Raw genomic sequence first — 12,604 nt, forward strand, 5'->3', positions numbered from 1 at the left:
CGTGTAGCGGGGTGCGCGCTATTCCCAAGTGCGACTTCTGTTTGAAACCAATAGGTTGTCAGACAGGAGGATTGTGTCATGGGTTCAAAATACAGCCATCTTACACTTGATGAGCGCCGCAAGATCGAACGCTGGCGCCAGGCAAATGTGTCGCCGTGCAGGATGGCGAGGATACTCGGACGACACCGCTCGACGGTTTTCCGGGAGCTGAAACGAAATCATTTTGAGGATGATCAGTTGCCAGACATCGTCGGTTATTTTGCGGTGGCGGCCCATCAGGAATGTGCCAGGCGTCGGTCACGCAAGCGCAAGCTGATCAAGCACGCGGATCTACGTCTTCTCGTGGCCGGTCGCATGAGATACGAAGGCGCATCGCGCCGGGTCTGCCAGGAAACCATCTACCGCTACATCTATTCGAAGGAAGGCCTGGCCCAGGAGCTGTGGTGGTACTTGCCGACCCATCGAAAGTCTCGCAAGCCCAGACGAGCGAGAAAGCGCCTGCCACCCAAATTCCATCGTGACGTCAGCATCTTGTTCCGCCCTGATGCCGTGGCACATCGGCAGGAGTTCGGGCATTGGGAAGGCGATTTAATGCTGTTCAAACAGCACTTTGGTACTGGCAACGTCACGTCCCTAGTGGAACGCGTCAGTCGGTTCACCGTGCTTTTGAAGAACGACAACAGGAAAACATATTTGGTGCTCGGCAAGGTCATCGATGCCATCCGCCACCTGCCAATCCGCTTCCGAAAATCCATCACGTTCGATCGTGGAACCGAGTTTGTGGCCTGGCCGCATCTTCAGGCGGAAATCGGGACCCAGACCTGGTTCTGTGATCCGTCTGCTCCCTGGCAGAAAGGCACGGTTGAAAACACCAACAGGCGCGCCCGACGATGGCTTCCCCGGAAACTCAACATGAGCCGGGTCACCGATCCTGAATTGAAAGGGATCTGTGACCGGCTAAACGCAACACCTCGAAAATGCCTCGGATGGAAGACGCCGGCGGAAGTGTTCAGGGAAAAGATGCTGGCGAGATGAGAGGACGCCCCCTACCCTCGGACACCGCAGAAGTCGCACTTCAGGTATCGCTCACACGCATGTTAAAATGTCCCACATTTGCAAAGTAGAAGTGGCACACTTGCCTGTCCAGCAACCAGGATTGGAGTGTGCGTGTGGGATTGGTGATCATGAGCGAGCGCGAACTGAACCGCATAGAAGTCCTGAGCAAAGTGACGCAAGGCCGGATGACGGTTGTGGCGGCCGCTAACGTGCTCGGTTTGAGCCGCCGGCAGGTTCACCGGCTGCTGAAGTTGTTTCGGTCTGGGGGCCCGGCAGCGATCCGGCACAAGGCGCGCGGCCGGGCATGGCATGACCCAGTTTGGCCGGGCTTTCAACGAGCTCAATATCGAGATCCTCTGTGCAAACAGCTCTCAGGCCAAGGGCCGTGTCGAACGCGCGAACCGGACGCTGCAGGATCGACTGGTGTAGGAATTACGGCTGGCGGGCATCTCGAACACGCTGGAGGCCGACTTCTGTGTCGAGGCGCTGAACGAGGCCATTCACAAATCTGGCCCGCCCGAGATCATGAACACGGACAAGGGAAGTCAGTTCACGTCCTTCGCCTGGACGGATCGGCTCCGCCGATCTGGCGTGCGGATCTCGATGGATGGGAAAGGTCGGTTCCTCGACAATATCTTCATCGAGCGGCTATGGCGAACCCTGAAATACGAGTGTGTCTACCTGCATGCCTGGGAGACCGGATCAGAAACGAAGGCGGCCATCCGGAAATGGATGACCTTTTACAACCACAAACGCCCACACTCAGAACTTGGCGGCAGGCCACCAGCCGTGGTCTACTGGCTGAGAAATGACAAAACACAAACCGATCAGCAGGTGCACAAAGTAGCTTAGTTTACGCCAGATCCTGTCCAACGATCGGGGAGTAGCCCAGTCAGACCGAAAAAGAAAAATATCAGAGGCGAAACCGCGCCGATGCGATCTGCCAGCTTGGGGGCTGCTCCGGTAGGCGCAGGATAGTAGGTCGCGCTCTTACCAGTGATGATTTCGGGTTCTAACGTTGGAATGTAGCGTCGAATTCGGCCTGCCCGGCTTTTGTAAAGCGCACAACCCGGCTCCCTGGAACACGTTTTGCCCAGCCCAGATTTTCCATGCGTGCCAGCAGCGAACGACCAAGGCTGCCTGCGAGGTGTGACCGGCGCTCACTCCAATCAAGACACTCCCGGCAAAGGGGAGATTTCTTAGCCTTTAGCTCCTTCAGGTCAATTCCGAAGCCATCAACAAAGCTTGCGCCAGTATTTGTCAGAGTGAGATCATCAGTAGCGACGTGAAGAAAACCTTTTCGCAGAAAACTTTCATACATCACTATTCCCATGTGACCTGCGAGGTGGTTGTAGCATACGCGCGCCTTCCTCATCTCTTCATCCCGCGGTCCGGTCCGGGTTCGTAAATGCCCTGATCCAGCAGCCAGTCCCATAAGGGTTTCAAGGAGATGGGCCACTTGATCATTGGCAATAGAGAAATATTTGTGCCGCCCCTGTTTGCGTAGCGATAGCAGACCACCCGCGTCCAGCTTTGCCAGATGCGAGCTGGCGGTTTGCAGCGTAATGCCCGCTTCCTGAGACAATTCTGTTGCCGTCAGCGCTTTGCCACTCATGAGTGCGGTCAGCATGTTGGCGCGAGCTGGGTCGCCGATCAGCGCGGCGATACGGGCTATGTCAGGTCCATCTTTCATGGTTCGACCGTAGTCGAAGCATTGTTGCCTGGCAATACGCTACATCTGACGAGAACCACGAAAGAGGACTATTATGCTGACCTGTGTCATCCGCTATCATATTGACCCAACCAAAAAAGAACAGTTTGCTCAGTATTCTCGCAACTGGGGCGAAGCAATTCCGCGCTGTGGTGCAGATTTGATCGGGTATTATGCGCCGCATGAAGGATCAAGCACATTGGCTTATGGGATTTACAACATCCCGTCGCTGGCCGAATACGAGGCTTATCGGGCGCGATTGGCTAACGACCCGCTCGGCAAAGAAAACTATGAATTCGCTCAGAAAGAGCGATTTTTACTAGGCGAAGACAGAACGTTTCTTAGACTCGCTTCAGCACCGCACGGGTCACTGAAATGATTGCAGTCATTTTTGAAGTGGAGCCAGCGCCAGGCCAGCTGGACAGGTATTTTGACATCGCCGCCGAACTGATGCCATTTCTGCATGGCATTGACGGCTTTATCTCCATCGAGCGGTTCCAATCCGTGACCCAGGAAAGGCGCATTTTGTCGCTGTCGTTCTGGCGCAACGAGGCGGCGATTGCCCAGTGGCGACAGCTGGAACAACACCGCCTTGCACAATCAGAGGGGCGGTCAGGGGTCTTTCGGAACTATCGGCTGCGGGTCGCCGAGGTCACACGGGATTACGGGCTGTCAGAGCGCAGTCAGGCGCCTGCGGATTCCGTGCAGCATCACAGAGTTGAAGGATCGGAAAAATGAATGAATTCATGTTCACACTCTTTGCTACATGAGCCGCTTTTGCTGCAGCAGCAATTACCTCAGGGCCAAACATGGACGCTGTCACCTCGCGCTAGCTTGCCGTATTCGCAAAGAAAGCTTGTGTTGGATAAATCGAGAGGCGACTAACGCCGCCCTCTCGGTTGCTTAACTAAAAAAGGCTCGGGGAAGATTGCAAGTCGTCTCCGGGCTGCTTTTCTTTTGATCTTTAGAGTAGACCTAAAGCAAAATCTCATTATGAAACACACTGTCATTCCCGCCCAAAGCCAATCTCAATTGAAGAAAAATATAAATGAAAAAGAGTCGCATTTAATCGACTCATTTTAGAAGATAGATAAAGAATTTTTTACTTCAAAAGGATCGCGTCTACACCCGTTTATTGACGCTGATGTGGCGATCAACTTAGCTCTCCAGAAACAAATGCAGACTGCCGATGCCGAATGGCCTCTGTTGGACAAACAGGCAGCAGTGTCGGCCGCGCGGGTCTGCTGCATCACCAAGGAGCTCCTTATGAACAATCCCGCTTTGCAATCGGCGATAGGCCAGCTCAAGAGCCATCTAAACCACCTGAAAGAAAAAGGCGAACTGAAGAGGATCCAGCAGGAGAAAGGTCAGGTTCTCAAAAGATTTGGCCCTCTTCTTGACCCGGCCAACCTCAGCAACCTGAAAATGGAGGACATTCGCCCCTTCTTTTACTATGAGCACAATCGTCATTGGAATGGTTTGTACCGGCAGGTGAACCGGGTTCTGGAGCACCCGTCCACATTCTCCACCACGCTTGCCATGCTTCTGGATGAAGCCCTGCCCATTGAACAACGCATGACAGAGGCCATTCAGACCATCAAGGGCATGGGCACCGCCATTGCCACTGCGTTTCTCACCGTGGCTTATCCCGCTACCTATGGCGTCTGGAACGCGACATCACAAGCGGGCCTTGACCGGCTGGGCTTGCTGCCCAAGTTCGGCCGTGGCACTCAAACTGGCCAGAAATACAAAGCCATCAATGACATTTTGCTGAACCTTGCCGACGCACTGGAGACCGACCTTTGGACCCTCGATGTTCTTTGGTGGAGTGTTCTAGACGACGGGTTAGATCTCGATGAACCGCCTGTCACCAAGGAAGCAGCAACCGAGCGCAGGGGCTTTTCGCTGGAAAAACAACTTCAGATTTTCCTGTTGGACAATTGGGCTCGAACCCAGATTGGCCAAGAGTGGGACCTTCTGGAGACGCCTGAAAACCCCGAGGCAGGCAGCCAGTACCACTGTCCTGCGGGCAGAATTGACTTCTTGGCCAAGCACAAAACAGATCCGCGCTGGCTGGTCATAGAGTTGAAAAAAGGCCAAACCTCCGATGAAGCAGTGGGTCAGGCCCTGCGCTACATGGGCTGGGTGAAGTCCGATCTGGCACAAGGCGAAGAGGTTGAGGGTCTCATCATCGCGCTCGCGGGTGACAAGAAGCTGGAATATGCCGCCAGTATGGTGCCGCAGCTTTCCTTCATGCAGTACGAGGTCAACTTCTCGCTCCGTAGCCCATCCGAGGGCAGCGTCCAGGCAGCAGCGTGAACGGCACGCGCCGCCGGGTTGGCAACACGGCGGACGTCGGAGCACAAAGGCGGGTCGCCCGCCTGCCCCTTAGCTGGTTGTTCCGCATAAAAACCTCGTGCTAGGGTTCTTCAGGCGGCGAGACAGAAGAAGATTTCGTCTCTGTCTGGCAACCGCGATGGGACGTCGAATCTCCATCCGCGCGCCGCTGCGCCCGCCTGCCCCACCGCCACCACACTGGCCCCTTGAGCGCCGCAGCCGCGAATAGACATCAAGCAAGCTTCAGCGCTTAGCCTCTGCCATCTGCGATTTGTCGGTGGGTTCCTATTCGGCAGTTTTCGACGCCGGAGGCAGAATGACCCCGACGAGATCAGCCCCGCGGACCTTCAAGAACCCGGCACATTCTGTCAATGGCGCGACGCACCTCAGGAATGTGCCGGTCTGCCTCATGAACAACAAGCCACTGATCATGCGTCAACTCGGGCACCACCTGCGCCGCCCGGAGCAAGCCCGCCTCGCTGTCGCCGATGAAGGTCGGAAGCAAAGCCATTCCTTGTCCCGCCAAAGCAAGATCGAGTGCATTGCGCGGGCTATTGACCTCACACACCGCATCGCCCTCGGCATATTTTGCCAACCAGCGCGCCGAGGGTGTGTCTGCTAGAACCTTGATCCAGAGCCTTGGCGCATCAGGCGCGCCAAACGGCGCAAACTCCACCTTTGCCAGCTTGCGCCCCGCAAACGTTTTATCGGTCGGGCGCTGGTTGCGGAAGCCGATCACTGCTTCGCGATGGGCGATGTCCATTACCCGCTCGCCAGAGACGAAACGAAGCCGGATATCCGGCGGAGTTCCCACAAGGTTGGCAAACGATCGCAACAGAGCCAGCGTTGTCCATGTTCCTGCCGAAACCTTGACCAGTGGCAAGCCTTCGATACCCGAGCGTTGCGAAAGCCGCGCGATCCGTGCCTCGACCTCCGACAGTTCGGAGAGCAGACTCTGGCCCTCACCGGTCAGCCGGTAGCCTCTGCCGTGCCGAACGAAAAGTTCTCGGCCAAGCTCGCGTTCAAGCCCCAGCATCCTGCGCCCTAGCGTTGCGGGGCTGCGCCCCGTGGCATTCGCCGCAGCAGACAACCCGCCCTCCCGGGCCACTGCCAGAAACAGGTTCAGATCTTCCCAATCGAGTCGGCTCATGACGGTCCCGTAAGCGTCCAAAATAGTCGCAGGTATCTTTTCACAAATGAAAAGGAGATTTCAAACTGTTTCATTTCGTGAAGTCATTCTGACCGATATCCTGTGGGCAAGTTTGGCGTGTTTTCCATCAACCCAAAGGAGACAATTGATGCTCTGCTTTCCGAAACCCCCGACTGAATTTCCCCCCTCACGTGCTACATCGGCCTTGAAGAAAGAAGACGAGTTCATGCAACTGCATGGAAGTAAAGCGGCCCGTGCGATTTATCTTGTTGGAGAAGCCATTGCTGCGATCACCGCTTTCTTGTTCACCCGCCTGGCGTGCCTGCTTATGTTGGTCCGCCGACGGGCCCTAGCCCTTCTGGCGCGAGAGCATACTAGGTTCACATGACGGTCGGAGTTGAAACGCCGGGGATGTAGCCGCTCGCCAAGGTCGGCTACATTCTCGGGTCTCCCGACGACATGATCGAGCGGCATGTGATCCGCATAACCGGTTTTAAGGGCATCCGAGAGGAAGTAGGCAATGCCCTCTCAGGTCTCCAGAAATCCTGCTGGGTCAAACCGTATTGTTTTTCATCGATTGGCTTCACAAAATCTCTGTCGGCTTGTGTAAGATTCCTGCCTGATTTTGAGCTGGAACCTTCGGCGCCTTTTGACAGACGCGCATAAGGAGATGATCGCATGAACCATGCAGTGAGCCTGACAGAACACAACTCAGGAGCCACATCGTTTCCACCAAGTGCTTCGACCAAATCCAGAGGGACGTTACCAATCTGGGGAGGAGTATCGAATTCCATCTGCGGGTGTTCGGTTCAAGCTCAAGGAACTGAGCCTTCAGCGTGAACGATGCCCAGCTTCATCTCTATATAGATAATTTTACCGCGGGCATCAGCAAAAAGAACAAGGGCTCAGAGGGAGGCCTTCAGAGACCAACGTCGCGTGGTGTGCCCACGGCAAGTGATCATCCGATATAGTGCCACTCGTCAAAGCCCGTATATTTCTTTAAATCCAGTTGATAAAGGCTGGAAGTATATAAAAGCCACAAAGACGTATTTTTCTCTGATATTATAATAGGTTAAATTGATGATACGAGAATTCGCGAGTTATTATAAAGGGAGCATGCGTCTGTTCGCCTTAGATTTCATGTGCTCAATTATATTTGGTTTCTTAGAGTTTGCTTTTCCGATTGCGGTGGCCATTTTTATCGAACGGATTCTTCCAAGTGAAGACATTTATCTTGTTTTGGCTGCAGGCTTGGGCCTTTGCGCCGTCTATCTGGTGAATGCTGGCCTCACATACATCGTCAACTACTGGGGGCACGCGCTCGGGATCCGCATTGAAACCGAAATGCGCAGACAAGCTTTCAGGCATCTCCAGAAGCTATCGTTCAGCTATTACGATCGCACCAAGATGGGGCATCTGCTCGCACGTGTGACCAAGGATCTGGAGCAGATTGGGGAGCACACCATGGTCTCGAAGACCTTTTCATGGCCATGATTACGTTTTTTGGCGCCATGATCTTGATGGTCTTGATACATGTTGAGCTGGCAATCGTTATTTGTGCTATCGCGCCTGCGATCATTTGGTTCACGACACGCTACGGTCGGCGCATGGAAACTGCGTGGCAGCGGATCCTTAATAGCGTCGGCGACTTCAATACACGAATTGAGGACAACATCGGCGGTATCCGGGTTGTTCAAGCCTTCACCAATGAGGACCACGAACGTCGTTTGTTCGAAATCGAAAATGAAGCCTACCGAAAAGCGAAACTCGGAGCCTACAAATACCTGGCGGTCAGCGCATCCTCTCTCTATCTAAGCTCGCGCAGTGTTCAAATCGTTGCGATGGTATTGGGCAGCTACTTTGTAATTCAAGGTGAGCTGTCCAACGGCGGTTTTGTTGGGTTCGTCCTATTGATTGGCGTGTTCACGCGGCCCATTGAAAAAGTAATTGCGGTCTTGGAATCGTACACCAACGGAATTGCGGGTTTCCGCCGCTATTTGGATTTCCTCGCCACTGAGCCTGATATTCAGGATGGGCCCGACGCCAAGGAAATGCCGTTTCCCAAAGGTCGCATCCGCTACGAGAACGTTAGTTTCGGATATGCCGACAAAGGCCTTGTGCTCAATAACGTCAATCTGGAGATCGAGCCAGGGGAAAATGTTGCATTTGTCGGCACCTCCGGCGCAGGCAAGACGACCCTTTGCTCGCTGCTACCTCGGTTCTATGAAGTAACTTCAGGCCGTATCACCATAGACGGCATGGATATTCGCGAGGCAACGGTGCAATCTCTGCGTCGCCACATCGGTATCGTGCAACAGGACACATTTCTCTTCGGCAGCACTTTCCGCGAGAACATCGCCTATGGCAATCTGAGTGCCAGCGAAGACGAGATCATTGAGGCAACCAAACGAGCTCACCTTTGGGACCTCATCGAAGGACTACCTGATGGACTGGATACACTTGTGGGAGAAAGAGGCCTACGCATGTCCGGTGGGCAACGCCAACGCGTTAGCATTGCCCGAATTTTCCTCAAGAACCCGCCAATCGTGATCTTTGATGAAGCCACTTCGTCTCTTGACACTGAAACGGAAAAGGAAATTCAGATTTCGCTTTCTGAGCTCGCCAAGGGCCGTACAACCCTTACGATCTCACATAGACTGTCGGCAGTCCGCCGGGCAGATAAGATTTTTGTCGTTGGCCAACAAGGAATCATTGAGCAAGGCAATCATCTGGAACTGATCGAGCGGAAAGGTTTCTATTACAAGCTAAATTCGACACAATTTGGCTCGCCAGAAAATGTCATGGTGGGTTTTTGACCGTAGGAATACCAACGCGCAAAAGGTACGGCTTCGAAAGGACCCTCGTTCACCGGATATGCCTCCTGCATAACCGCCGCGGCGGCTACGAACTCAGCATCAGGCACCCGAACAACCAAATCGAGATCCCCCCTGGTGAGGCAACCGTGGATCGGCGTGGCCCCAATATGCTGGGCATCAGCGCCGAGCAAACGGCTCTGGATACGGCGCCAAACTTGAACAAACCAGTTGCACCGTCCTTTACCACTTTGTATCTGCGAAAAACGAAGTCAGGCTTCGCGCTCGTGGAAGCTTGATAAACAAACCAATGAGGGGCAAACTTCCCATTCATGCGTCCCACGGTTTCATGATGGATATGCCGAGTGTAACCGACATTCCCCCGCTCATAAAGGATATCCAAGCATGAAGCATCTGCTCTGCTGTTTGTTTGTTTTTTGTGCCGTTCCGGCTGTGGCGGATGGGGTTGCCACGCCTGAGGACTTGCGCTTGCACCCTGCGGAAATCCACGCGGAGGATGGGACCATCTACTACCGCGGGATCATAACAGAAACGATCTGGGACAGGTTTCTGCAGGTTGCGGAAGCTGCAGAAACCCCTAGGCAACTCGTCGTCACCTCCGGTGGGGGCGATGCGACGACCTCACGCAAGATTGGCCGATGGGTTCATGATCACGGTCTTGATGTGAAGGTCGTTGGTGGTTGCTTTTCCTCTTGTGCCAACAGTGTTTTTCCCGCTGGGAAACGCAAGATTATCGCCAAAAACGCTTTTGTCGGCTGGCACGGCTCCGAAGCCGTTTATGCCGATGCGGCGGACGATGATGAGCTGTTGGAAATCCTCTTGCGCGACACAGCGCGCGAAGAGCTCAAAAAGGGGGCCCCGGATCTTGTGCTGACTCCCGAGCTTGCGGCACAGGCCGATGCACGCGCCGCAAAGCTGCTTGGAGATATCCGCGCGGCGGCAGATGGCGGAGATATTGCATTGCAGGATATCCTGCGCGGCACAATCCGCGACCCTTTTTTAGCGGCCAACCCGGAACTGGCGGGCACGCCGGACCTGGAGCAACTGGTTGCAGAAGGTGCGAACATTATCGAAGCCATCATCAAGGATGAAAAGGCGTTTAGCGCTAACCTTGGGCTGACCGGCGACTTCGCCAACTTTGGTCTGCGCCCCGATCACTTCAATGCGTATGAAGCAAGCGGCAAGAAGGGTTGGACATTCACACTTGAAGACATGCGGCGGCTCGGCCTTAAGCAAGTCCTTTATGAAGGCGGTGGCTCCTATGCCTCATCCAAAGGCGTTCAAAGGTATCTGACTGTGCTGTCGCTGGACTAAGATCATCAATCAAAGGCGCCCCTTCGGCGCAATGCAGCCGGTGATTGATCCCTTATGAGAATTTGCAGATACTGCCTCCTTAAGCGTTCGTTGGGGCAAGTGGAAGTTCGCACCGAACGACAACACGATCAAGCGTCACAATACTGGCTGCACTGGTTGGGTGGGCGAAGAGAACTCCTATCTTGAGGACGGAAAATGAGCGAACTGACCATCTGGACTTACGACTGGGTGCCCGAAACTCCTCGTGGTTTCGTGCGCGATATGCGGCTGAGATGGGCATGTGAGGAGGCCGGACTTCCCTATCAGGTCAAGAGCACGTCATTCAAAAATAGAGCCGAGGACCACTTCAAGCACCAGCCCTTTGGCCAGGCACCCTGGCTGACAGAGGGTGAGCTCTCGATTTTCGAAAGCGGAGCAGGATTGCTCTACCTCGCCAGAAAGAGCGAAAAACTGATGCCGCGCGATCCTGCTGGAGAAGCCGACACGCTGCAATGGACCATAGCCGCGCTCAATTCCGTCGAGATGGTGTCAGTCCCCTGGTGGTTTCTGGAAGTGTCAGGCTCCGAAGATAACGGTCTGACCGGCTGGCTGGAAAGCCGTCTCGGTCATGTGGAGCGCGTCCTCAAGGAGCAGGAATGGCTGGCTGCCGGCCGCTTCACTGTCGCAGATCTAATCATGGCCGATGCGCTGCGCATCGAGAAGATCCGTGCCTTCGGCGACCGACCGGCCACGGAATCCTATGTGAAGCGGATTACCGAACGACCGGCGTTCAAGACAGCCTATGCCGGCCAGATGGCACATTTCGCAAATACCAGTTGATGAGGCGCAGCATTTGGCAAGCGCCGCATCATTGCCCCAGGTTATCGAACGGCTACGGTTAGCCCCACCCTTCCAGCACCACCTTGCCAATCATTGTTCCGCTTTCGACCAATCGGTGGGCCTCGCGCAGGTTCGTGGCATTGATCGGGCCAAGCGTCGTTGTCAGCGTTGTTCGAAGGTTGCCCGCGTCAATCAGATCGGCCACCCTCGTCAGCAACTGGTGCTGCTCGATCATGTCCGGTGCGTGATACATGGCCCGGGTGAACATGAACTCCCAGTGCAGGCTTGCCGCCTTGGTCTTCATGACGTCCATCGGCATGGGCAGGTCGGTGTCATCGATGGTCACGATACCGCCTTGGGGCCTGATCAACTCAACGGCTGCATTCCAGTGGCGCATGTCGTTGAAGATGGCGACGTAATCAACATGCTCAAGCCCGAGGGCGCGCACCTGCGCAACGAGGTCCTCCCGATGGTTCACCACATGATCCGCACCCATCTTCTTGACCCAATCCTTGGTCTTGGGGCGCGAGGCGGTGGTGATTACAGTCAGTCCAGCCCATTTGGCGAGCTGGATCGCAATGGAACCAACCCCGCCTGCACCCCCGATGATCAGGACCGACTGTCCGGCGGCTCCGCCGGCAGGCGCGATATGTAAGCGGTCGAAGAACGCCTCCCATGCAGTGATCGCTGTCAATGGCAGCGCTGCGGCCTGAGCATCGCTCAAGCTGGTCGGTTTGCGCCCCACGATGCGTTCGTCAACCAGTTGAAATTGCTGGTTCGTGCCCGGCCGTGTCAGATCACCTGCATAATAGACTGTGTCCCCCGGCTTAAAGAGCGTAACATCCGGTCCGACTGCACTGACCACCCCGCTGGCATCCCAGCCTAAGACGCGCGGCGTCTTTTCGGCCTTGTCTTTGGGCGCACGGATCTTGGTATCGACGGGGTTCACGGAAATGGCCTTTACCTCCACGAGTACGTCGCGACCGGTTGGCTCCGGTTTTTGCAACGCAACATCAAGGAACGACTCTGGATCATCAACGGGCAGGTATCTTGTCAAACCTACGGCTTTCATGGTGTTTCCTTTCAAAGCCAGCGACTGGTTGAACTCGGCAGGGACGAAGACAAGGTCGCTTTGGTGGGGTTTGGTAAAATCGTGGATCAAGCTGGTGTCAGCGGGGTGCTCATGCTGCAGCTTCATAAGGGGAATAGGAGGTGTAGCCGTAGGCAGCACCGCCAAACAAAGCGCCCCCGTCGAACCCGGCCAAGGGCATCGCGCTCAAAACAATATGGGATGTCGCCGACGACCTGAAACATGGGCGGCTCGTGGAGCTGCTTCAGGACTTCACGCCCCAAACACACTCTGCGCTTCAGATCGTTTTCACC

Annotated in this window: 9 protein-coding genes and 3 pseudogenes; 9 read left to right on the forward strand and 3 right to left on the reverse strand. The window is 55.0% G+C overall.

Translation table 11 applies throughout. From position 1 onward, the window contains the following. Nucleotides 1-78 precede the first annotated feature (78 nt). The 3 genes and pseudogenes from G512_RS0112965 to G512_RS21065 all read left to right on the forward strand — a co-directional run. Complete coding sequence (locus tag G512_RS0112965) at nt 79-1,035, forward strand: IS30 family transposase (RefSeq protein WP_028482098.1); 957 nt, start codon at nt 79-81, stop codon at nt 1,033-1,035. Nucleotides 1,036-1,241: 206 nt separating this feature from the next. Next, nucleotides 1,242-1,301: pseudogene (locus G512_RS23150) on the forward strand (hypothetical protein); the annotation flags it as partial. A gap of 64 nt (nt 1,302-1,365) precedes the next feature. Then, nucleotides 1,366-1,854, forward strand: a pseudogene (locus G512_RS21065) (integrase core domain-containing protein); the annotation flags it as partial. Between the two features lie 214 nt (nt 1,855-2,068). Here G512_RS21065 and G512_RS0112985 read toward each other — a convergent pair. Continuing rightward, the gene (locus G512_RS0112985) at nt 2,069-2,749 is read right to left on the reverse strand and encodes an ArsR/SmtB family transcription factor (protein WP_028482100.1); all 681 of its coding nucleotides are present in this window, start codon (nt 2,747-2,749) and stop codon (nt 2,069-2,071) included. 73 nt (nt 2,750-2,822) lie between these two features. Between G512_RS0112985 and G512_RS0112990 the strand changes: the two genes are divergently transcribed. From G512_RS0112990 to G512_RS21070, 3 genes are all read left to right on the forward strand, one after another. Then, nucleotides 2,823-3,146 carry an NIPSNAP family protein gene (locus G512_RS0112990; protein ID WP_028482101.1) on the forward strand — a complete coding sequence of 108 codons (324 nt, stop codon included), beginning with the start codon at nt 2,823-2,825 and terminating at the stop codon, nt 3,144-3,146. Then, on the forward strand, nt 3,143-3,505 hold the full coding sequence (locus tag G512_RS0112995; protein WP_028482102.1) for an antibiotic biosynthesis monooxygenase family protein: 363 nt from the start codon (nt 3,143-3,145) through the stop codon (nt 3,503-3,505). The genes G512_RS0112990 and G512_RS0112995 overlap by 4 nt, the downstream gene beginning before the upstream one ends. A gap of 528 nt (nt 3,506-4,033) precedes the next feature. Then, complete coding sequence (locus tag G512_RS21070; protein WP_162143380.1) at nt 4,034-5,086, forward strand: endonuclease NucS domain-containing protein; 1,053 nt, start codon at nt 4,034-4,036, stop codon at nt 5,084-5,086. Nucleotides 5,087-5,435: 349 nt separating this feature from the next. On the opposite strand, the gene G512_RS0113010 is transcribed toward G512_RS21070, so the two are convergent. Then, nucleotides 5,436-6,254: a LysR family transcriptional regulator gene (locus G512_RS0113010; RefSeq protein ID WP_028482103.1), complete on the reverse strand. Its 819-nt coding sequence runs from the start codon at nt 6,252-6,254 to the stop codon at nt 5,436-5,438. 1,080 nt (nt 6,255-7,334) lie between these two features. Between G512_RS0113010 and G512_RS21075 the strand changes: the two are divergent. The 3 genes and pseudogenes from G512_RS21075 to G512_RS0113040 all read left to right on the forward strand — a co-directional run bounded on the left by G512_RS21075 (nt 7,335) and on the right by G512_RS0113040 (nt 11,221). Continuing rightward, nucleotides 7,335-9,070: pseudogene (locus G512_RS21075) on the forward strand (ABC transporter ATP-binding protein). Nucleotides 9,071-9,472: 402 nt separating this feature from the next. Continuing rightward, a complete protein-coding gene (locus G512_RS22185; RefSeq protein ID WP_051269320.1) occupies nt 9,473-10,402 on the forward strand; it encodes a hypothetical protein in 930 nt (309 codons plus the stop codon). 195 nt (nt 10,403-10,597) lie between these two features. Next, nucleotides 10,598-11,221 (forward strand): glutathione S-transferase family protein, encoded by a 624-nt coding sequence (locus G512_RS0113040; protein ID WP_028482105.1) that lies wholly within the window; start codon nt 10,598-10,600, stop codon nt 11,219-11,221. Between the two features lie 58 nt (nt 11,222-11,279). On the opposite strand, the gene G512_RS0113045 is transcribed toward G512_RS0113040, so the two are convergent. Continuing rightward, nucleotides 11,280-12,452, reverse strand: a complete 1,173-nt coding sequence (locus tag G512_RS0113045; protein WP_322782961.1) for a zinc-binding alcohol dehydrogenase family protein — start codon at nt 12,450-12,452, stop codon at nt 11,280-11,282. Nucleotides 12,453-12,604 lie beyond the last annotated feature (152 nt).

The sequence above is a fragment of the Pseudovibrio exalbescens DSM 16456 genome (assembly GCF_000422785.1).
GTDB lineage: Bacteria > Pseudomonadota > Alphaproteobacteria > Rhizobiales > Stappiaceae > Pseudovibrio > Pseudovibrio exalbescens.

Coding starts and splice junctions, on each gene's coding strand:
- G512_RS0112965 (WP_028482098.1), top strand. CDS start 79: ATGGGTTCAAAATACAGCCATCTTACACTTGATGAGCGCCGCAAGATC.
- G512_RS0112990 (WP_028482101.1), top strand. CDS start 2,823: ATGCTGACCTGTGTCATCCGCTATCATATTGACCCAACCAAAAAAGAA.
- G512_RS0113010 (WP_028482103.1), bottom strand. CDS start 6,254: ATGAGCCGACTCGATTGGGAAGATCTGAACCTGTTTCTGGCAGTGGCC.
- G512_RS0113040 (WP_028482105.1), top strand. CDS start 10,598: ATGAGCGAACTGACCATCTGGACTTACGACTGGGTGCCCGAAACTCCT.
- G512_RS22185 (WP_051269320.1), top strand. CDS start 9,473: ATGAAGCATCTGCTCTGCTGTTTGTTTGTTTTTTGTGCCGTTCCGGCT.
- G512_RS0112985 (WP_028482100.1), bottom strand. CDS start 2,749: ATGAAAGATGGACCTGACATAGCCCGTATCGCCGCGCTGATCGGCGAC.
- G512_RS0112995 (WP_028482102.1), top strand. CDS start 3,143: ATGATTGCAGTCATTTTTGAAGTGGAGCCAGCGCCAGGCCAGCTGGAC.
- G512_RS21070 (WP_162143380.1), top strand. CDS start 4,034: ATGAACAATCCCGCTTTGCAATCGGCGATAGGCCAGCTCAAGAGCCAT.